Raw genomic sequence first — 19537 nt, 5'->3', positions numbered from 1 at the left:
CACCGGGAGCGGCAGTAACAACCCAATTGTAATTTTTAAATGAAAAACGATCATGATCACCAAAGCATTTAGTCGGCTCCTAGTGGCCGTGTTCATCGGCCATGCAGCCTTTGCCCAGCAGCACGAAACGGACGGAGACGCCCGCGCGCCGAAGGTTTCCACTCCTTACGGCGTTTTGCGGGGCGAAACTGCCGGCGATGTTTCCAGCTTTAAAGGCATTCCCTATGCGGCTCCGCCCGTTGGTCCCAACCGCTGGCGTCCTCCGCAGCCCTGTCTGGCCTGGCAAGGCGAACGGGATGCCACGAAGTTTGGTCCTGACCCGGCGCAAGCCGGATTTGGGCAAAGGGCCGGCGGGATCAGTCCGACATCTTCCGAAGATTGTCTTTACCTGAATGTTTGGAAACCTGCCGGAGCCTCCCCAGGCGCGAATCTGCCCGTTATGGTCTGGATTTACGGCGGTGGTTTTGTCTTCGGGAGCGGTTCCCAACCTGAATATTCGGGCTCCAGCTTCGCCAGGCAGGGCGTTATCCTGGTGACCTTCAACTACCGCGTCGGCCGTATGGGCTTCTTTGCATTTCCCGCGCTCAGTAAAGAACATCCGGAGGAACCCAAAGGTAACTATGCCTATCTGGACGAAATCGCTGCGCTTAAGTGGGTGAAAGAAAATATTGCTGCCTTTGGCGGTAACCCGGGCAATGTGACCATATTCGGAGAGTCCGCCGGTGGCGTTTCAGTTCAGTCGCTGCTGACCATTCCGGCCGCGAGAGGCTTATTTCAAAAGGCCATTATAGAATCCGGGGGAGGCCGTGACGGCGTATTGACCGGACGCCCGATTCGAAAAGACAACGCAGATCCTTATTATCCGGTATCGGCAGAGACCATCGGTTTGAACTTCGCGAAGAAGCACGGGATCGAAGGTAGCGATGCGGCCGCATTGGAAAAGCTGCGGTCTCTCAGCGCGTCCGAAATTGTAGATGGTGGCCAGGAAACAAGCGGTCCGGGAGGCCTGCTGACGTATTCAGGTCCCATCCTCGATGGTAAACTCGTGGTGGAAACAGCACAGCGTGCTTACGAGGCCGGCAGGCAGGCAAAGGTCCCGGTCCTCATCGGATCGAACAGTGCAGAAGTGCCGGCAGGCTTTGTCAATGCCAGTTCTAAAGAAGCCCTGCTTAGCCTTTTCGGAAATAAGCAGGCGGAAGCTGGAGCGGTTTATGATCCGGAAGGGAATATTGAATTTGCAAAAATGCTCACGCTGGTAAACACGGACAAAGTATGGGCGGAGCCGGCCCGGTTCACGGCAAAGGCTGTGGTCGCAGGCGGCATGCCGGCCTATATTTATCTCTTCAACTACGTTTCTCCCGCCATGCAGCAGTTCATGCGGTATGGGGCGGCCCACGCTTCTGAAATTGGCTATGTCTTTGACAACCTGAGCGCCAGAAACAGAGCGGCGGCAACACCCCGGGACGCTGAGGTCGCCAGGATGATGAACACTTATTGGTCGAATTTCGCCAAAACCGGCAATCCCAATGGAGGCGGATTGCCGGAATGGCCGGTCTATGACCCAAAGAACAATCAGCTGCTAGAGATTCAGCCGGATGGTTCCGCAGTGGGCAAAGCCGATCCCCGAAAGGCAAGACTGGACGTGATAGAAAAGGCTGTGACGTCAGGCAGCTTGCGGTGATACGGCATCCCATCAGGCTGCTGCGCTGCACATGACTTCCACAACCTGTAAAAATGGTATAAATGTCCGTAATCTGTATCATCCTTTCGGGGATAACAGGTATGAACTTTGTACCTATAATCTCAAAAGAAACATGAATACAGTAAAATTGAACAACGGCGTAGAAATGCCGATCCTCGGATTCGGTGTTTTTCAGGTGACCGACCTGGCAGAGTGTGAAAGAAGTGTGGCAGACGCCATTGAAACCGGCTACCGGTTAATAGATACCGCGCAATCTTACATGAACGAAGAAGCAGTGGGTAAAGCCATCAAGCGCAGCGGCATAGCGAGGGAGGAGCTGTTTATCACCACCAAGCTTTGGATACAGTCTAAAGGATACGAAGGCACAAAGCAAGCGTTTGAAGACTCCTTAAAAAAGCTGCAACTGGACTACCTGGACCTGTACCTTATTCATCAGCCTTTTGGCGACGTTTATGGTGAATGGCGCGCAATGGAAGAATTGTATAAAGAAGGTAAGGTCAGGGCCATCGGGGTCAGCAATTTTCAACCGGACAGGCTGATCGACCTGATCATCCATAACGAGGTGGTTCCGGCAGTCAACCAGGTAGAAACCCATCCGTTTCACCAGCAGCATGAGGCGCAGCAATTCATGCAGGAAAATAACGTGCAAATTGAGTCGTGGGGGCCATTTGCAGAAGGCAAAAACGATTTATTCCAAAATGAGCTGCTTAAATCTATCGGTGAGAAGTATAACAAATCTATTGCTCAGGTGGTTTTGCGCTGGCTGACGCAAAGAGGTGTTGTGGCTATTCCTAAATCCGTTCGGAAAGAACGTATGGCGGAGAACCTGAACAGCCTGGATTTCGAATTGACCGCAGAGGAAATGGAAAAGATCCTGTCCCTTGACAGCAAAACCAGCAGCTTCTTTGACCACCGCGATCCTGCTATGGTAAAATGGCTGGGTGAAAGAAAATTGAATAATTAAGCAGCTACAACTATGAAAATCCAACGCATAGGCTCCAAACCTTCAGCAAAAGGTCCTGCTGATTATTTTACAGGAACGGTAAGAATCGATGCCCTGAATGAACCGCCTGAGCCTGCCCGTGTATCCATGGCGCTGGTCACCTTTGAACCTGGCGCACGTACGGCCTGGCATACGCACCCTTACGGTCAAACGATCATTATTACCGCCGGTGCAGGTTGGATACAGCGCGAAGGTGATGCTAAAGTGAATATCTTTCCGGGCGATGTGGTTTACTTTGAACCCAATGAAAAGCACTGGCATGGCGCAACTGCGACTACGGCTATGAGCCACATTGCTGTTCAGGAAAAAGAGAATGGCTCACCCGTAAACTGGATGGAACAGGTAACTGATGAACATTACAACAGTTAAAAATTAAACATGAAAAAGAGACAATTAGGAAATAGCGGACTAGAAGTATCTGCTTTGGGATTAGGTTGTATGGGCTTAAGCTTTGGCTACGGCCCTGCAACAGATAAGAGTGAAGCCATTAAATTATTACATGCAGCGGTAGAACGTGGCGTGACCTTTTTCGACACGGCAGAAGCTTATGGTCCGTTTGAAAATGAAGAATTACTGGGTGAAGCTTTGGCGCCGTACCGCAACCAGGTAGTCATTGCGACGAAATTTGGCTTTAAAGAGGGCAAACCGGGATTGGGTGCTGACAGTCGGCCCGAACGGATTCGCGAAGTAGCAGAGGCCGCGCTTAAGCGTTTACGTATTGATGCAATCGACCTGTTTTATCAGCACCGGGTTGATCCGAACGTGCCCATGGAAGATGTAGCAGGTGCTGTCAAAGACCTGATCGCAGAAGGAAAAGTTAAACATTTCGGTATGTCTGAAGCCGGTGCAGCATCTATTCGCAAGGCGCATGCGGTGCAGCCGGTAGCAGCTTTACAAAGTGAATACTCCCTTTGGTGGCGTGAGCCGGAACAAGAGATATTGCCCACACTGGAAGAGTTGGGTATTGGCTTCGTCCCATTCAGCCCCTTAGGCAAAGGCTTTTTAACCGGTGCGATCAATGAAAATACGCAGTTTGACAAAAGTGATTTTCGCAACACCGTACCCCGTTTTTCAGAAGAGAACCGCAAAGCCAATCAAGCTTTAGTTGATTTGCTGGCTAGGATTGCAACAGATAAAAATGCAACACCGGCACAGATTGCCTTAGCCTGGCTGCTGGCGCAAAAGCCGTGGATCGTTCCCATTCCTGGTACTACGAAGCTGCACCGTCTGGAAGAAAATCTGGGCGCGGCAGAAATTGAAATTTCCCCTGCTGATCTCAGCCAGATTCAGGAAGCGGTTTCAAAAGTCGAGGTACAGGGCGACCGTTACAACGAACAAGGACAGAAAATGATCAACCGTTAATCCATGCGGCAAGGCGGAAGGCAGGCTTTCCGCCTTGTTACCAACTATACCCATAAGCCTATGAAAACACTGATATTGCTGACGTTGAGCTTAGTCCTCCTAAGTGCAGCTGCGTTCTCGCAGCGTACACCCATTTTCCCAAAAGGAGAAATTGCTACAGTCAATAATCATACGGGCACCGTGTGGCTGAAAGAATTGAATCCGCCGGACAGCCTGCTGGATATTGGCATAGCAACGGCTACGTTTGCGCCCGGTGCAAAGCTGGACTGGCACATTCATCCCGCCGGACAGGTCTTAATGATCACCGAGGGAACAGGATATTACCAGGAAAAAGGAAAGCCGGTACAGGTCGTTCACCAAGGGGATATCATCAAATGTGCTCCCGGCGTAACGCACTGGCACGGTGCTGCACCGAAAAGCAGTTTTACTTACATCGCGGTAAGCACCAACAGCAAAAAGAACAAAACCGTCTGGCTCCAGCGTGTCTCGGACGTGGAATACAACAGCGCCCGAAACTAACCACAAACCAATTATAAAACCAACCCGATGAAAAAAGCAATTATTGTAATGCTGTTTTGTCTAGCAACCTTGCAGTTAGCACGTGCGCAGGCGAAACTGCCGAATTCACCAGGCACCACCACAACCAAAGAGGAACAGGCAGTCCTGGACCTGTCGAAAAGCAAATGGACCTGGATGGCCGACAAGAATGTCGATGCGCTGAACGGCTTATTTGCCGAGAAATGTGTGTTCGTTCATATGGGCGGCAGCTGGGGCAAAACCCAGGAATTGAATACCATTAAAAGTGGCGGGATCTGGTACAAGAAAGCTGAAGTCTATGGTGCTTCCGTAAATATCTTCGGAAATACAGCCATTTTATTAAATGACATAGACCTGCTGGCGGTAGTTGGCGGCAATGAAGTGACCCACGCTTTTATGGTCACGGAGGTTTACATGAAGGAAAATGGTAAATGGAACATGGGGTCCCTCACCTTTTCAACTTTGCTTCGGCCTGTAAAAATGGCCGGTAATCAGCAGCAGCATTAAAAGCGATCGGGGGTAACTGCAGCCGCTTTATTGTCTTGATGAAGGCGCTTCAACGGGAAAGGGGGAGATTATAGCTTCCTTACGGCGAGAACAAAATTGCTTCAAAAAGCGTCGAACAAGTTTTTAGCCCGAATTAATTTTCCCGACAGTGCGCAGACCAGATCAACCGACCGCCCAGCACCTTTCCGCGCTTATTAGTGCTTTTGATGTCTAAACATTGTTTCCGGTAAAGCGTTGCATAATAGCTTACCCGTTAAATTTTATCGCATGGAGAATCAGAAATTTGAAGAGAATGCCTCTCGTGAAGACCAATGGTCTTCAGGTGGATCCAGCCGGCGAAAGTTTTTGGCCCAGCTGGGTCTGGCCGGCGCCGCCGCAGCGGTTACACCGCTGGTGGCCAACGCAGTTCCGGCTGTTGCAGAATCCGGCGAACCGTTAAGTCTAGGAACTGAGCTGGTGACGACTCATCTGACCATCAACGGCAAAGCCCAAACCTTGACTATGGATTCCAGGGTGACGCTCCTGGACGCTTTACGCGAACGATTGAGTTTGCCCGGCAGCAAAAAAGGTTGCGACCATGGCCAATGCGGTGCTTGTACCGTGCTGATCGATGGTCACCGCATGAATTCCTGCCTGCAACTCGTAGCGATGTGCGAAGGAGCATCTGTCACAACGATCGAAGGATTGGCGAACGGTGAGGAACTGCACCCGATGCAGGAAGCTTTTGTGAAGCACGATGCTTTTCAATGCGGCTATTGCACACCGGGGCAAATTTGTTCAGCCGTGGGCCTGGTGAAGGAAGGCCATGCCAAAAATGATGCAGAGATACGCGAAGCCATGAGCGGTAATATCTGCCGTTGCGGCGCTTACCAGCACATCCTGGAGGCCATTAAAGAAGTACAAATGAATGCCTAAATCAGCATAAGCCATGAACCCATTCAAATTCAGCCGTGCACAAAGCACCCCCCAAGCCATCAGTCTGGCAACTGCAGGCGGCCGCTTTATCGCAGGCGGCACCAACCTTATCGATCTGATGAAGTTGTATATAGAAAAGCCCGCTTCCCTGGTTGACATCAAACAGCTTGCTTTAGACAAAATCGAGGTGTTGCCCAACGGTAATGTCAGGATAGGCACCCTGGTAAAGAACAGTGATCTGGCTTATCATCCCCTGATCATGGAGCATTTTCCAGTCTTGTCCGAGGCCATCCTGGCAGGGGCTTCCGCGCAGTTGCGGAATGCTGCCAGTACGGGTGGCAACCTGATGCAGCGCACCCGCTGTCCGTATTTTTATGATACGCAGTTTCCCTGCAACAAGCGCGAGCCTGGTTCAGGCTGCTCGGCCATACCTGGTCATAACCGTGAAAACGCCATACTGGGTACCAGCGATCAGTGTATTGCCACCCATCCCAGTGATATGTGCGTGGCCATGGCCGCCCTGGGTGCAACTATAAACGTGCAAGGTCCTAAAGGCGTACGTGTTATACCCTTTGCGGATTTTCATTTACTGCCTGGCCAGACGCCGCACCTGGAGCATAACCTGCGCCCTGGGGAAATCATCACCTCGGTCGAGCTGCAGGTATTGCCTTTTCTGGCTAAATCACATTATCTGAAGGCACGGGACCGGGCATCGTACCAGTTCGCGCTGGCCTCGGCTGCCGTAGCGCTGGATATACAGGGCGGCACCATACGATCGGCCCGAATCGCCCTGGGCGGAGTCGGCACGAAACCCTGGCGCTCCATTGCCGCTGAACAGGCGCTGATTGGTAAACCGGCCAACCGGGCAACTTACCAAGCCGCAGCACAGGCTGCCTTAAAAGGTGCCAAAGCCTATAAAGACAATGGATTTAAAATAGAATTGGCCAAACGTACCCTGGTACAGGCCTTAACCAAATTAGGAGGAGCAGTATGAGCGCACCATTAGTAGGTCAACCTGTTGACCGTGTAGACGGACGCCTGAAGGTAACCGGAAAGGCAACCTATTCAGCAGAGTTTCAACTGCCCGGCTTGGTTTATGGTATATCCGTTTTGAGTACCATTACCAAAGGTCGTATCAGCAATATAGACACCACGCTGGCCAAAAAAGCGCCCGGTGTTCTGGAGATAATGACTTACAAGAACGCTATGCAATTGCATTTTTCGTCGACTTCAGATGCCGGGCAGGGTAAGTTTGCAGAGAAAGACCTTTTGCCTTTGCAAAGTGACCGTATCTTTTATGATGGCCAGCATATTGCCGTCGTCATTGCCGAAACTTTTGAGCAGGCGGTGCACGCGGCCTCTTTGGTTAAAGTGAGGTATGATAAACAGGATGCATCGATTGGGTTCGAAAATAATAAAGCTAAAGCATATAAGCCTGCACAAGGCAGCGGCAGCGCAGAGAGCCAGATTAAACGGGGCGATATGACCTCCGGATTGCAGCAAGGGGCTGTCCGTGTTTCCGAAACTTATACGACGCCAGTCTATCATCATAATGCCATGGAGCCGCATGCCAGCATCGCTGAGTGGAAGGGTGAAAAGCTGACGGTCTATGATGCTACGCAGGCCGTATATGGCAGCCAGAAATTATTAACTTCTTTGTTGGGGTTACCTAAAGAAAATGTACGGGTGATATCATACTATATTGGCGGCGGCTTCGGTTCCAAAGGATTTCAATGGCCGCATACCGTCATGACCGCCATGGCAGCCAAACTGGTGAACCGTCCGGTGAAATTAGTACTTACCCGTCAGCAATTATTTACAACGACAGGCCGCCGGGGTCAAACCACCCAACAGGTTACTTTGGCAGCGGACCAAAGCGGCAAACTCACCGCTTTCCAGCATGAAACCATGACTGAAACTTCATTTGTGGATGATTTTTTCGAACCTGCAGGCAAAGCATCGGGCATGTTGTACGCCTGTCCGAACGTTAATATTACCCATAGCCTGATTCGGCTTAACAGGGGAACGCCCACTGCTATGCGTGCGCCGGGAGAAGCGCCGGGCGTGTTTAGTTTGGAGGTCGCACTTGATGAACTCGCCTATAAGCTCCAAATGGACCCTGTTCAGCTTAGGTTGGTCAACCACGCGGATATCGACCCACAAAAGAACAAACCATTTTCACTGAAGAAACTGAAAGAATGTTATCAGCAGGGGGCCGACGCGATCGGCTGGTTCGGGCGTAACCCTGTTCCGCGTTCGATGAAGGAGGGGCGTTTCCTGGTGGGTTACGGTATGGCAACGGCTACCTATCCGGGTAACCGGGCCAAATCTTCGGCCAAGGCAATTTTATATGCGGACGGCCATGCGGAGATTATGTGTTCAAGCCAAGATATTGGTACAGGCACTTATACGGTCATGACCCAGCTTGCAGCTGACACGCTGAACCTGCCGCTGGACAAAGTAAAGATCATGCTGGGAGACAGTGATTTTCCGCAGGGTGCCATTTCCGGCGGCTCACAGGCTACCGCCAGCGTTGGCCCCGCTATTCGTGCCTCGGCGTTAGGCGCTCTAGGTAAGGTGATTGAGGCTGCGGTTGCTGATCAAGCCTCCCCGCTATATAAACAAAGCAAAGAGGATGTAATCTTAATCGATGGCAAGCTCGTATCCAGAACAAATAACAGCAAAGGTGAATCCTATTTGCAGGTGATGAGCCGTAACCATATGAACCAAGTGGAAGCCCAGGCGGTTACTAACGCAACGACCAGGGAAACCTCGGAAGCTAACCCAGCAGCAGGCGGCGGCGATGATACGGCAACAGAGGAAAGTAAAAACAACCCGGCTGTTAAGGCTGACGAGGCGGTAGACCGGAAAAAATACTCTTTCCATTCTTTTGGCGCGCAGTTTGTAAAAGTCTTGGTCGATCCTGAACTTGGCAAAGTGTATATCGACAAAGTTGTTGGCGTGATGGATGTGGGTAAGGTGATGAACCAAAAAACCGCCGCTAATCAAATTATGGGCGGTCAGATTTTCGGGATCGGTATGGCACTGATGGAAGGTTCCGAATATGATCCTAACCGTGGTCGTATCATTACCCGGGATCTGGCGAATTACCTCGTACCTGTCCATGCAGATATGGGCAGTTTCGAAGTAAAGTTTATTGATGAACCTGATACACTGATTTCGCCCATTGGGGCACGCGGGGTCGGAGAGATCGGGATCACCGGGCTGGCAGCCGCCATTGTCAATGCGGTGTATCATGCAACAGGGGTTCGGATACGGGAATTGCCGATACGTCCTGAGAAACTGATTGAAAAGATGCCTGCCGCCTAGGTTTGCCAGCGCTTAGTTGGTTAAAACAGGGCATCCTATACCAACCGGAAGCTGTTAAAAAGTAAGCCGGATGCGGGCGCAAGACCATCTTGGTAAGCTGATTCTATCCGAGCGGGCCTTCTCGCTTGGTCGGTCGGCGGTTCATATGAGCCGCCGACAACTGATAGTTGCCACTACCATATGCCAGCTTTCTGCATCCGCACCCGTGCTGTAGCCTGTGGTCTTAGCGGAGGTGAGCAACTCTTACACCTCCGTTGTTTTCATCTTCGGATTCGCTATGCGGCCGTGATTGAGCGGGATGGAATCACCCGTGCTAATGCTTTTAAAGGTAACGTGGAACTTTATGTTGTTTGGCCTATCATCAGTGTTCGCCACAGCTACGGTGACAGGGTCGGGAAATGGCCAGCCCGATAGTATGGAAGCCATTCCACCAGGCTTGTTCCCAAATCCACCACCTCCAGGCTCATTCGGCCTCATCTGTTCAATTCTTTTCAACGCTTTTCGTGGCTTATTCTTTCTTCAATAGCGGGAATTAAGAAATACCGACTAATGCCCTCTTTACCGTTTGGTCAAAGCCGGGGGTTTGGGCTGGTTGCTTGTTGAAGATACTTGAATCCGTAAAAATGGTATACATATCCGTAATCTGTATACCATATCGCCATGCAAAAGGTAAGACATTTGTTTTTGCCGTTCTTTCAGGTGGTCACTGACCGTCCACTGTGATTGGATTAAGAATTAAAAATGAACTGATATGGAAACCAAAGAAGTCAAAGCCTATGGCACCGCGTCCGCTGAGGAATCGCTCTCACCGATGCAGATTCCGCGCAGGACACTACTTCCGGAGGATGTAGAAATCGAAATTTTGTATTGCGGTATATGCCACACCGATTTGCATGTGCTGCGGAACGACTGGGGCGGGGCAGTTTACCCGATTGTGCCAGGGCACGAAATTGTCGGCCGGGTGACAGCGGCTGGGGACCAAGTTACCAAATTTAAAGTGGGCGATGTGACCGGCGTCGGCTGTTTGGTGGATTCCTGCAGGCACTGTGCCTATTGTCAGGCGGGTCTGGAACAGTTTTGTGAACCCGGTAACACGGTCGTGTTCGGCTGGCCGGATAAGCATTTGGGCGGACACACTTTCGGCGGTTTTTCAGAGCGTATCATCGTCGATCAAAATTATGTGCTGCGCGTTCCCGGCGGTTTGGACGCCGCAGCGGCAGCCCCTTTGCTGTGCGCGGGTATCACGGTCTACTCTCCGCTCCGCCATTGGAAAGCAGGCGCGGGATCGAAGGTCGGCGTTATTGGTATTGGCGGGCTCGGTCACCTGGCAATCAAAATGGCGAGCGCGATGGGCGCCGAGGTTACCGTATTTACCACATCGGAGGCCAAAGCAGACGATGCACGGGCATTGGGTGCCACAGAGGTGTTCTTGTCAACGGATGCAGACCGGATGCCTCAGTCCGGTAAGCTGGACTTAATTATCGACACGGTTTCTGCTCAGCATGACATCAATGTCTATCTGCATCAGCTACGGGTTGACGGTACACTGGTGCTGGTCGGCTTACCGCCGGAGCAGCTGCCCATGGGTGCAGGAAACGTGGTACATGGACGGAAAGCCGTTGCCGGCTCCAATATCGGCGGCATCGGCGAAACGCAGGAAATGCTGGACTTTTGCGCGGAAAGGGGGATTACCGCGGACATCGAAACCATTGCCATTCAGGACGTAGATCAGGCTTTCAAGCGCCTGGAAAAAGGCGACGTGAAGTACCGTTTTGTAGTGGACATGCGGACGCTGCAAAACCATTGACTCACGAATGCTGGCGGATCACGTGCGGGTTGAAATAAACTTGTTAAAACGGTCGGTTAAAAAAGCCAGATTCGTCTATGATAATGGCAAAGCCATCTATTTTTTCAAATCGTAATACAAATTTTGCTTTGCTTTGGATGGGAGCATCAGTCTTTATGTACAGTATTTCCATAGATAATCTTTATAAACGCAGGTAACAATATATGAACATTAATCGTCGTGATCTTTTAAAATCGGGCCTAACAGTTGCCGGGGCTTCCTTACTGGCTTCCGGCACGAGCGCCAAAAGCCTGATCCCCGAAACGCCGGCTAACAACAGTGCTCCGGCACGCCGTAAGCTTGGCGGCAAACTGGAAGTTTCAAGCATTGGTCTTGGGGTGCAGAACATGAGCCGTACTTACCAGACAACGATTCCTTCCCGCACTGAAATGATCAAAATTATCAGGGCGGCCTATGATAACGGTGTTACTTTATTTGACACTGCCGAAGCTTATGGCCCCTTGGAATGTGAGCGGATACTCGGTGAAAGCGTTGCGCCGTTCCGCAATAAAATCGTCATCGAAACAAAATTCGGCTGGGATATTGACCCGCAAACCGGCCGGATGCGCGGGGGGTTAAACAGCAAGCCCGAACATATCAGAACAGCAGTGGAGGGCATGCTTAAGCGCCTGCGCACTGACCGTATCGACCTGTTATACCAGCACCGCGTAGATCCGGCAGTGCCGATTGAAGATGTGGTTGGGGTGATCCAGGATTTGATCCGGCAGGGAAAGGTATTGCATTACGGCCTCTCGGAGCCCGGAGTGCAGACGGTAAGACGGGCACATGCGATTCACCCGGTTACCGCCATTCAAAACGAATATTCCCTGTTATGGCGGGGACCTGAAGAGGCTATCCTGCCCCTTTGCCAGGAACTGGGCATCGGTTTTGTTTGCTGGAGCCCGCTGGGCGTAGGCTTTCTGACCGGCGCTATCGACGCCGGCACACGGTTTGCCGCAGGCGACATCCGTGGCGGTGAATCCCGCTTTTCTCCCGAAAATATTGCGAAGAACATAGCACTGGTGGAGCTGCTGAAAAAATGGGCGGCACAGAAAGAAGCGACGCCCGGCCAGATATCACTGGCCTGGCTGCTGGCCAAGCAGCCTTGGATTGTTCCGATCCCCGGCACCACCCAGATGGCGCATATGCTGGAAAACACAGGCGCGGCCAAGGTGCATTTTAGCGCGGCGGAACTAAACAGTTTCAATACGGAATTGTCCGCGATCAAAGTAGAAGGAGTCAGGTTGCCGCAATTTGTGCTTTCGCTTTCCGGGGTGGAAGCGCCGCCTAAGCAGTAGCGCCAACGTCATGAAAAGAGCATCTGCATTCAGGATGATCAGGTGTTGCAGGCGGGAGGGCGCCCTTGCATTGGATAGGTAAACATTCATCTTGTCATAGTTTTAAAACCCGTAAAAATGATCAAACATGGAAGCAAAAACCAATGAAAAGACAAACGCAGGACTCAGTCGTCGTGACGCGCTAAAAGCGGGGCTCATACTGGCGGGCGGTGCCATCCTACCTGCTGCCTGCCGGAAATCCAACAAAGAGGATGAACCGGAAAATGCTCCTCCGGATACCAGGGTGACCGCACGGCGGCGGCTGGGCGGCACGCTGGAAGTGTCCGGGGTTGGCCTGGGCGTGCAGAATATGCCGCTGACCTATCAGGGTACCGTTCCTTCCCGGCCCGAAATGCTCAATATCATCCGTGCAGCTTACGACAACGGAGTGACCTTGTTCGATACGGCAGAAGCTTACGGACCTTGGGAGAGTGAACGGATTCTGGGGGAAGCCGTCGCCTCTTTCCGAAATAACATTGTCATTGAAACCAAGTTCGGCTGGAACATTGACCAGCAGACCGGTAGGCAGTTAGCCGGTCTCAACAGCCGCCCGGAACAAATCCGGCAGGTCGTGGAAAATATGCTGCAACGTTTGCGCACGGACCGCATCGATTTATTGTACCAGCACCGGGTGGATCCTGCCGTGCCGATTGAAGATGTGGTCGGAGCCATTCAAGACCTGATCCGCCAGGGAAAAGTGTTGCATTACGGGCTGTCTGAACCCGGACCGCAAACCGTCAGACGGGCACATGCCATCCATCCGGTAACCGCAATTCAGAACGAATACTCCCTTTTGTGGAGAGGGCCGGAAGAGACTATTCTGCCGCTTTGCGAGGAACTGGGGATCGGCTTTGTCTGCTGGAGCCCGCTAGGCGTAGCCTTTTTAACCGGGGCCATCACTGCTGATACGCGCTTTGCGCCGGGTGATCTTCGCGGCTCGGAGACTCGTTTCTCACCGCAGAATTTACCGAACAACCTCGCCCTTGTAGATTTGGTCAAAAGATGGGCTGTGCAGAAGCGAGCAACACCCGGCCAGGTTTCCCTGGCGTGGCTGATGGCGCAAAAACCTTGGATCGTACCCATCCCGGGCACTACCCAAATGGCGCACATGCTGGAAAATAATGATGCTGACGATGTACGGTTTACCACGGACGAATTAGCGAGATTCAATACAGAACTTGCCGCGATCCGTATACAAGGCGCCAGGTTACCCCAGGGCGTTCTTGCGCTCTCCGGTGTCGAAGCGCCGCCAAAATAATACTCGTTACATCATTCATCCGTTAAAGATTCGTGCTGCAGGGCCTCCGTTTCTTATTGGTGTCTGCGTCTGTACAAGCCGGCGTGCCGGAAAATTATCCGCCAGGATCACTTCTGCTTGCAACGCCCGGCGGCCTTAGGCGCAACGCAGGTTTATCGGACTTAAACTGTTGTCTATGAAAAATTTAAAAATATACTGCCTGATGACTACCATAGCCGTCGGCGTTCTGACACTGAGCTGCTCCAAAGCGCAGCGTTCTTCCGGTGAAGATAACAACACAACGTCGTCCCCGGCGGGCGGTGGTTCTTTGGCCGGCAAAAAAGTGCTGATCGTTTATTTATCCAGAACCCGGAATACCCAGGCGGTCGCCCAAATGATCCAACGGGAAGTTGGCGGAAGACTGGTTGCCCTGGAGCTGGTCAATCCCTATCCGCAAAATTATCAGGCCCAGGTGGCTCAGGTGGTGCGGGAGAATAACGAAAACTTTTTACCGCCGCTCAAAACAAAAGTCGACAGCCTAGATACGTACGACGTCGTGTTTGTAGGGTTTCCGACCTGGGATATGAAAATGCCCCCGCCGATGAAAAGCTTTTTGAACCAGTACCGTCTGACGGGTAAAACGGTGGTTCCCTTTAATACCAATGCGGGCTACGGGATCGGTAGTGGCTTTCAAACCGTCAAAGAATTATGTCCGAACAGCACGGTTTTGGAAGGCCTGTCCATCCGGGGTGGCATAGAAAGGGATGGTATTTTGTTTGTGATGGAGGGCGATAGGGAAAAACAGGCGCAGGCAGAAGTAAAGACCTGGCTGCAAAAATTAAACTTCGTAAAATGAGAGGCGGTAACCGAATTTGGGCAAAAACTTTGTTGTTGGGCTTTTTTTTAACTGCTTTTTTGCTGGTGCGCGGTCAGGATAAACCAACGGGCCAGAACACGCTAACGGCGAAGCAGCGAAGCATTATTCCCATCGCTGCTTTCACGGCGAAAGGGAATCAAGTCAGATTGAAGGGGGCGCTGGAAGAGGGGCTTGCCGCAGGCTTGACCGTCAACGAGACGAAAGAAATATTAGTGCACCTGTATGCCTATACCGGCTTCCCGCGCAGTCTCAATGCCATCAGTACCCTGCAGGGGCTTTTGACGGAACGAAAGCAGAAGGGAATATCCGATCCGGTCGGCCGGCAACCATCTGCGCAAACTTTCCCCAGAGGCAAGTTTGCGTTTGGCAAAGACGTCCAAACGCAATTGACCGGAAGCACAGCCACCGGTTCAGCGCAAACTTTCGTTCCGATCATCGATACTTTCCTCAAGGAGCACTTGTTTGCCGATATTTTCAGCCGGAATAATCTAGATTACCAAAGCCGGGAGATTGCAACTATTGCTGCCCTGGCCAGCCTGGGTGGTGCAGAAGGACAACTGGGCGGACACCTGAACGTGGGGCGACACGTCGGTTTAACGGAACCCCAATTGCGGGAGATAGCCGGTACGCTTTGGGCAGCGATAGACGCGGATGCTGGTCGTGCGGCCACTAAAATTCTGGACGGAATGTTCGGGGGAGGCCAGGTTTCCGGTCAACCGGCTTCTACGGTTGCTGCCGGAACAGAACCTACTTTTGCCAAAGGGGAAAAAGTCACTAATGGTAATTTCAGCGGGGAGGTTTGGGTCAGTATGCTGACCAGCGTCGACGCGGCCACCAGTACCTCTGTGGGCAATGTAACTTTTGCGCCCAAAGCACGCTCCAACTGGCACCGCCATCCTTCCGGTCAGATCCTGCTGGTCACCGACGGCGTGGGGTATTACCAGGAAAAGGGACAACCCATCCGCGTTATCCGCAAAGGCGATGTCATCAAATGCCCGCCTGATCTTCCGCATTGGCACGGCGCCTCCCGGGATAGCTCCATGTCCCATGTGGCATTGGGACCCAGTAACGGCAAGGGCGCCGTTGTTTGGTTAGATAAGGTGAGCGACGAAGAGTATAATAAGCAATATTAAATAGCAACGTTCCATTATCCCCGCCTTGTAGGGCGTTATGGAAGCCATTCATCCATTTAACTGTTACCCTATGAAAAATTACATTCTTATCGGCATCGCCAGCACTTTGCTGCTGGCATTCTCCTGCAGTAAAAAACGTAACGAGCCGGATACCACTAATCCGCCGGGAACGACGAATCCACCAGGAACAACCAACCCGCCATCCTCATCCGTGGAAACCAATCCGCCAAACTCGAGTTACCGGCCGGCTTTCGAAGGCCAGACGAGGGTTAACGCCGTGCGGACGACAACAGCCATCCAGTCGCGGGTACTGACTTCTTCGCTGACCGCCCCATGGGGCATCGCCGCGCTGCCAGATGGGCGGTTTCTGGTAACGGAAAAAGCCGGAACGATGTGGATCGTGAGTGCGGAGGGCCAGGTAAGCGCAGCTGTAAGCGGCATTCCGGCCGTAAATTCGGCTGGCCAGGGCGGCTTGCTGGGTCTATGTGTGGATCCGGCATTTGCGACCAATCGCATGGTTTACTGGTCTTATTCAGAAAGGCTGCCGGAGGGGAACGTGCTGGCTGTGGCTAAAGGCCGGCTCGCGGCCAATGACGCCAGCATGGAAAATGTCACCGTCATTTACCGGGCCACGCCGGCGTATGCCGGCACCAATCAATATGGTAGCCGGGTTATTTTTGACCGCAACGGGAACCTCGTCGTGAGCAGCGGTGACCGTTCCGATCCGGGTATCCGTGTACAGGCGCAGTCGGTGAGCTCCGGCATTGGTAAAATTATCAGGATCACGACTGATGGACAACCCGCCGCCGGCAATCCTTTTGTCGGACAGGCGAATGCTCGACCTGAGGTGTACTCGCTCGGGCACCGCAATCAGCATGGCTTAGCTTTTCACCCGGTTACAGGGAACTTATGGGAAGGGGAACTCGGGCCGAGGGGCGGCGATGAAATCAATTTGATTCGGCCGGGCGCAAACTATGGCTGGCCGGTGATTACTTATGGCATTGATTACAGCGGGCAGCCGATCGGTAATGCTATCCAGCAGCAAACCGGCATGGAGCAGCCGGTGTATTACTGGGATCCGGTGGTGTCGCCGAGCGGCATGACTTTCTATCGGGGAAACCGAATTCCTGAATGGGAAAATAACCTTTTTGTGGCAGCACTGAGCGGCATGCACATTGTCCGTTTGGTGATCGCCGATAACCGTGTGACCGGAGAAGAAAGATTGCTGGCAAGCGAAGGGCAACGGTTCCGCGATATCATACAGGGAAACGACAATGCACTGTATGCCATAACCGATGGCGGCCGGTTGTACCGGATTGACCGCCAGTAAACGATTCCTTTACCTAAAAGATGATATGAAACTCTTACAACTCATACCCTTGGCTGCCGTACTGACAGGGATGGTATCCCTGGGGCATACCAAAGAGCCGACACTGTCTGGTGTAAAAGACGGCGTCACCGCGTTACCCGCCCTTACACGTGCAAGCGCTGATTTGCCGCTGGATCACATCAAGTTACCCGCCGGTTTTTCTATTCATGTGTTTGCCGAGGTCCAGGGTGCCCGGTCGATGGTCATGTCGCCCGCCGGAACGCTCTTTGTTGGTACCCAAAGACCCGGATCTGTTTTTGCCGTCCGGGACACGGACGGGGATCACAAAGCCGATCAAAAGTGGGTGATTACCTCCGGCATGAACAATCCCAATGGTGTAGCGCTGAAAAACGGTGATCTATACGTTGCGGAGATCAGCAAAATTACCCGGTTCAACGATATCGAAAAAGATCTCACGAATCCTGGCAAGGGGGAGATTATTTACGATCAGTTTCCTACCGAATGGGCACACGGCTGGAAATACATTGCCTTCGGCCCTGATGGCAAACTTTATGTTCCAGTCGGTTCTCCCGTCAATATCGGTCTGCCCGACGATCGCCACGCCGCGATTTTTCGAATGAACGACGATGGAACGGGTATCGAGAAGTTCGCCAGTGGGATCCGCAATACGGTCGGTTTTACCTGGCGTCCGGCAACCCAGGAGATGTGGTTTACCGACAACGGCAGGGATATGATGGGTGATGATGTGCCGTTCTGCGAATTGAATACGGCTCCCAAAGCCGGGATGAACTTCGGCTTTCCTTATTTCCACAGCGGGACAATCAAAGATCCGCAGTATGGCGGCGAGCATGTGGCGTCTGAATTCACGCCGCCTGCACAAAACCTCGGCCCGCATGTGGCGCCGCTGGGCCTTAAATTTTATACCGGAAGCATGTTTCCAGCAGCGTACAAGGATCAGATTTTCATCGCGGAACACGGCTCCTGGAACCGCAGCCAAAAAAGCGGTTACCGGGTTAGTCTGGTCCGCATGAAAGACGGCAAAGCCGCAGGCTATGAAGCTTTTGCCAGCGGCTGGCTCGACGAGAACACGCAAAAGGCCTGGGGACGGCCGGTAGATGTCCTCGTCCTGAAGGACGGCTCTATGTTGGTTTCTGACGATCTGGCCGGCGTTATTTACCGGATTGCTTATCAGCAGCCATAAAACCCCGTTTACAAGTGCTGTCATCAAGTCCGCACAATAGGCGAGTCAATAAACGAATAAAAAAGCCTAGGTGACCGAAGCCGTCACCGGCCTGAAATGAAAATACGCATTCATGCATAAATGCTTCCTTATCGCCCTCTCCGGCCTTTTATCGGCCGGTGTGCAGGCGCAGAAAATTAAAACAAGCGGTGCGGCCTTATCGGCCGGTGAGAAAGTTTATATGCAACGCTGCGTGACTTGTCACCAGGCCGACGGCAGCGGCGCGCAGAATATGGTCCCGCCGCTGATCAAAACCGAATACGTGCTGGGCAATAAGACAAGCATCATCAACCTCTTACTGAACGGCATGAATGGGGAAATCAAAGTCAATGGGGATACGTACGCCGGCGAGATGCCTTCGCAAGCGTTTTTAAAGGATGCAGAAATAGCGGCCGTACTGACGTATGTGCGCAGCAATTTTGGTAATCGGGCCAGCGCGGTAACGGCTGCAGAGGTCAGAAAGGTGCGCGCTTCCCAAAAATCATCCGTTTCAGCTGCTGGAAACTAGTGGAAAATTCTAGGTGGATCTTTAAGATTACCCTCAGGTTCGGTCAGTAACAGATTCTTGGGTTCGACTGCACCGATTCAGTGGTGCATGACGGCCGTCTGCTATGCGCCTTAGGTAATAGCCAGGCAGCCTAACGAACATAGTTTGGCTCTTTTCGAAAATGCTACGGATTCTCACGTATATTTGTATTACCTGAGCGATCCTAACAAGCTGCTTTTGAGTACCTGTTGTGCTTGCAAAAGTTAGAAACCCCAGCCATACATACCTGTGAAAGATTTGAAATATACCGGTAAGCTATACCTGGAGATTAATGGTGAACGCGTTTTCGGCCCTGGCAGATTGGAACTGCTGGAAAGAATTCAGGCCTCCGGTTCGATCCGGCAGGCCGCTTTGCAAATGAAAATGTCTTACCGGCGGGCCTGGGAATTCATTGACCACATGAATACGCATTTGGGCGAGGCCGTCGTGATTGCCGAGCGGGGTGGAAGAGGCGGCGGACAGGCCATCGTTACGCCCAAAGGCCTAAACGCCATTCGGGAGTTTAAAGCTTTTCACCAAAAGTTTCGCGAGTTTCTGCAGGAGCACAGTGCACAGATAAATATTTAATGACCCGATCTTTTAGAAAGATATTCAAACATATGTGCGGTTTTCGTTATTCCCATATGGGAATAAC

Annotated in this window: 20 protein-coding genes; 19 read left to right on the top strand and 1 reads right to left on the bottom strand. The window is 52.1% G+C overall.

From position 1 onward, the window contains the following. The first annotated feature begins 52 nt into the window (after window positions 1-52). The 11 genes from GPM24_RS21750 (at window position 53) to GPM24_RS21700 (ending at window position 11163) form a co-directional block, all read left to right on the top strand. On the top strand, window positions 53-1681 hold the full coding sequence (locus GPM24_RS21750) for a carboxylesterase/lipase family protein (protein WP_158829809.1): 1629 nt from the start codon (window positions 53-55) through the stop codon (window positions 1679-1681). A 166-nt stretch (window positions 1682-1847) separates the two neighbouring features. Further along, the gene (locus tag GPM24_RS21745) at window positions 1848-2666 is read left to right on the top strand and encodes an aldo/keto reductase (protein WP_304608918.1); all 819 of its coding nucleotides are present in this window, start codon (window positions 1848-1850) and stop codon (window positions 2664-2666) included. A gap of 12 nt (window positions 2667-2678) precedes the next feature. Beyond that, the gene (locus tag GPM24_RS21740) at window positions 2679-3074 is read left to right on the top strand and encodes a (R)-mandelonitrile lyase (protein WP_158829807.1); all 396 of its coding nucleotides are present in this window, start codon (window positions 2679-2681) and stop codon (window positions 3072-3074) included. 9 nt (window positions 3075-3083) lie between these two features. Then, window positions 3084-4067, top strand: a complete 984-nt coding sequence (locus tag GPM24_RS21735; RefSeq protein WP_158829805.1) for an aldo/keto reductase — start codon at window positions 3084-3086, stop codon at window positions 4065-4067. A 60-nt stretch (window positions 4068-4127) separates the two neighbouring features. Then, complete coding sequence (locus GPM24_RS21730) at window positions 4128-4586, top strand: cupin domain-containing protein (RefSeq protein ID WP_158829803.1); 459 nt, start codon at window positions 4128-4130, stop codon at window positions 4584-4586. A 27-nt stretch (window positions 4587-4613) separates the two neighbouring features. Then, window positions 4614-5111, top strand: coding sequence for a nuclear transport factor 2 family protein (locus tag GPM24_RS21725; RefSeq protein ID WP_158829801.1), 498 nt, complete (start codon window positions 4614-4616; stop codon window positions 5109-5111). A 267-nt stretch (window positions 5112-5378) separates the two neighbouring features. Continuing rightward, entirely contained in the window at window positions 5379-6026 is a 648-nt protein-coding gene (locus GPM24_RS21720; protein WP_158829798.1) for a (2Fe-2S)-binding protein, read from the top strand. 13 nt (window positions 6027-6039) lie between these two features. After that, window positions 6040-7020, top strand: a complete 981-nt coding sequence (locus tag GPM24_RS21715; RefSeq protein ID WP_158829796.1) for an FAD binding domain-containing protein — start codon at window positions 6040-6042, stop codon at window positions 7018-7020. Further along, entirely contained in the window at window positions 7017-9356 is a 2340-nt protein-coding gene (locus GPM24_RS21710) for a xanthine dehydrogenase family protein molybdopterin-binding subunit (RefSeq protein ID WP_158829794.1), read from the top strand. Before GPM24_RS21715 ends, GPM24_RS21710 begins: the two co-directional genes overlap by 4 nt. Before the next feature lie 298 nt (window positions 9357-9654). Beyond that, entirely contained in the window at window positions 9655-9882 is a 228-nt protein-coding gene (locus tag GPM24_RS21705; protein WP_158829792.1) for a hypothetical protein, read from the top strand. A 225-nt stretch (window positions 9883-10107) separates the two neighbouring features. Beyond that, entirely contained in the window at window positions 10108-11163 is a 1056-nt protein-coding gene (locus tag GPM24_RS21700; RefSeq protein ID WP_158829790.1) for an NAD(P)-dependent alcohol dehydrogenase, read from the top strand. 43 nt (window positions 11164-11206) lie between these two features. On the opposite strand, the gene GPM24_RS22345 is transcribed toward GPM24_RS21700, so the two are convergent. Then, window positions 11207-11335: a hypothetical protein gene (locus tag GPM24_RS22345; protein WP_255459144.1), complete on the bottom strand. Its 129-nt coding sequence runs from the start codon at window positions 11333-11335 to the stop codon at window positions 11207-11209. Window positions 11336-11366: 31 nt separating this feature from the next. On the opposite strand from GPM24_RS22345, the gene GPM24_RS21695 reads away from it, so the two are divergent. The 8 genes from GPM24_RS21695 (at window position 11367) to GPM24_RS21660 (ending at window position 19470) form a co-directional block, all read left to right on the top strand. Continuing rightward, a complete protein-coding gene (locus GPM24_RS21695; protein ID WP_158829788.1) occupies window positions 11367-12500 on the top strand; it encodes an aldo/keto reductase in 1134 nt (377 codons plus the stop codon). Window positions 12501-12627: 127 nt separating this feature from the next. Beyond that, a complete protein-coding gene (locus GPM24_RS21690; RefSeq protein WP_158829786.1) occupies window positions 12628-13797 on the top strand; it encodes an aldo/keto reductase in 1170 nt (389 codons plus the stop codon). A gap of 175 nt (window positions 13798-13972) precedes the next feature. Next, window positions 13973-14632 carry a flavodoxin gene (locus tag GPM24_RS21685; RefSeq protein WP_158829784.1) on the top strand — a complete coding sequence of 220 codons (660 nt, stop codon included), beginning with the start codon at window positions 13973-13975 and terminating at the stop codon, window positions 14630-14632. Then, window positions 14629-15786 carry a carboxymuconolactone decarboxylase family protein gene (locus GPM24_RS21680; RefSeq protein ID WP_158829782.1) on the top strand — a complete coding sequence of 386 codons (1158 nt, stop codon included), beginning with the start codon at window positions 14629-14631 and terminating at the stop codon, window positions 15784-15786. The genes GPM24_RS21685 and GPM24_RS21680 overlap by 4 nt, the downstream gene beginning before the upstream one ends. 70 nt (window positions 15787-15856) lie before the next feature. Then, window positions 15857-17116 carry a PQQ-dependent sugar dehydrogenase gene (locus GPM24_RS21675; RefSeq protein ID WP_158829780.1) on the top strand — a complete coding sequence of 420 codons (1260 nt, stop codon included), beginning with the start codon at window positions 15857-15859 and terminating at the stop codon, window positions 17114-17116. A 25-nt stretch (window positions 17117-17141) separates the two neighbouring features. Further along, window positions 17142-18317 (top strand): PQQ-dependent sugar dehydrogenase, encoded by a 1176-nt coding sequence (locus GPM24_RS21670; RefSeq protein ID WP_158829778.1) that lies wholly within the window; start codon window positions 17142-17144, stop codon window positions 18315-18317. 112 nt (window positions 18318-18429) lie between these two features. Continuing rightward, a complete protein-coding gene (locus GPM24_RS21665; RefSeq protein ID WP_158829776.1) occupies window positions 18430-18864 on the top strand; it encodes a c-type cytochrome in 435 nt (144 codons plus the stop codon). A gap of 267 nt (window positions 18865-19131) precedes the next feature. Continuing rightward, window positions 19132-19470, top strand: coding sequence for a winged helix-turn-helix domain-containing protein (locus GPM24_RS21660; RefSeq protein ID WP_233268933.1), 339 nt, complete (start codon window positions 19132-19134; stop codon window positions 19468-19470). Window positions 19471-19537 lie beyond the last annotated feature (67 nt).

It is taken from the genome of Mucilaginibacter lacusdianchii, from assembly GCF_009770985.1.
GTDB lineage: Bacteria > Bacteroidota > Bacteroidia > Sphingobacteriales > Sphingobacteriaceae > Mucilaginibacter > Mucilaginibacter lacusdianchii.
This window is presented reverse-complemented; position numbering and strand designations above follow the sequence as displayed.

What these genes read in the sequence shown, in the direction of transcription:
- GPM24_RS21670 (WP_158829778.1), top strand. Translation starts at nt 17,142, where the DNA reads ATGAAACTCTTACAACTCATACCCTTGGCTGCCGTACTGACAGGGATG.
- GPM24_RS21740 (WP_158829807.1), top strand. Translation starts at nt 2,679, where the DNA reads ATGAAAATCCAACGCATAGGCTCCAAACCTTCAGCAAAAGGTCCTGCT.
- GPM24_RS21745 (WP_304608918.1), top strand. Translation starts at nt 1,848, where the DNA reads ATGCCGATCCTCGGATTCGGTGTTTTTCAGGTGACCGACCTGGCAGAG.
- GPM24_RS21685 (WP_158829784.1), top strand. Translation starts at nt 13,973, where the DNA reads ATGAAAAATTTAAAAATATACTGCCTGATGACTACCATAGCCGTCGGC.
- GPM24_RS21710 (WP_158829794.1), top strand. Translation starts at nt 7,017, where the DNA reads ATGAGCGCACCATTAGTAGGTCAACCTGTTGACCGTGTAGACGGACGC.
- GPM24_RS21725 (WP_158829801.1), top strand. Translation starts at nt 4,614, where the DNA reads ATGAAAAAAGCAATTATTGTAATGCTGTTTTGTCTAGCAACCTTGCAG.
- GPM24_RS21700 (WP_158829790.1), top strand. Translation starts at nt 10,108, where the DNA reads ATGGAAACCAAAGAAGTCAAAGCCTATGGCACCGCGTCCGCTGAGGAA.
- GPM24_RS21665 (WP_158829776.1), top strand. Translation starts at nt 18,430, where the DNA reads ATGCATAAATGCTTCCTTATCGCCCTCTCCGGCCTTTTATCGGCCGGT.
- GPM24_RS21720 (WP_158829798.1), top strand. Translation starts at nt 5,379, where the DNA reads ATGGAGAATCAGAAATTTGAAGAGAATGCCTCTCGTGAAGACCAATGG.
- GPM24_RS21680 (WP_158829782.1), top strand. Translation starts at nt 14,629, where the DNA reads ATGAGAGGCGGTAACCGAATTTGGGCAAAAACTTTGTTGTTGGGCTTT.
- GPM24_RS21750 (WP_158829809.1), top strand. Translation starts at nt 53, where the DNA reads ATGATCACCAAAGCATTTAGTCGGCTCCTAGTGGCCGTGTTCATCGGC.
- GPM24_RS21675 (WP_158829780.1), top strand. Translation starts at nt 15,857, where the DNA reads ATGAAAAATTACATTCTTATCGGCATCGCCAGCACTTTGCTGCTGGCA.
- GPM24_RS22345 (WP_255459144.1), bottom strand. Translation starts at nt 11,335, where the DNA reads ATGGAAATACTGTACATAAAGACTGATGCTCCCATCCAAAGCAAAGCA.
- GPM24_RS21695 (WP_158829788.1), top strand. Translation starts at nt 11,367, where the DNA reads ATGAACATTAATCGTCGTGATCTTTTAAAATCGGGCCTAACAGTTGCC.
- GPM24_RS21690 (WP_158829786.1), top strand. Translation starts at nt 12,628, where the DNA reads ATGGAAGCAAAAACCAATGAAAAGACAAACGCAGGACTCAGTCGTCGT.
- GPM24_RS21715 (WP_158829796.1), top strand. Translation starts at nt 6,040, where the DNA reads ATGAACCCATTCAAATTCAGCCGTGCACAAAGCACCCCCCAAGCCATC.
- GPM24_RS21705 (WP_158829792.1), top strand. Translation starts at nt 9,655, where the DNA reads ATGGAATCACCCGTGCTAATGCTTTTAAAGGTAACGTGGAACTTTATG.
- GPM24_RS21730 (WP_158829803.1), top strand. Translation starts at nt 4,128, where the DNA reads ATGAAAACACTGATATTGCTGACGTTGAGCTTAGTCCTCCTAAGTGCA.
- GPM24_RS21735 (WP_158829805.1), top strand. Translation starts at nt 3,084, where the DNA reads ATGAAAAAGAGACAATTAGGAAATAGCGGACTAGAAGTATCTGCTTTG.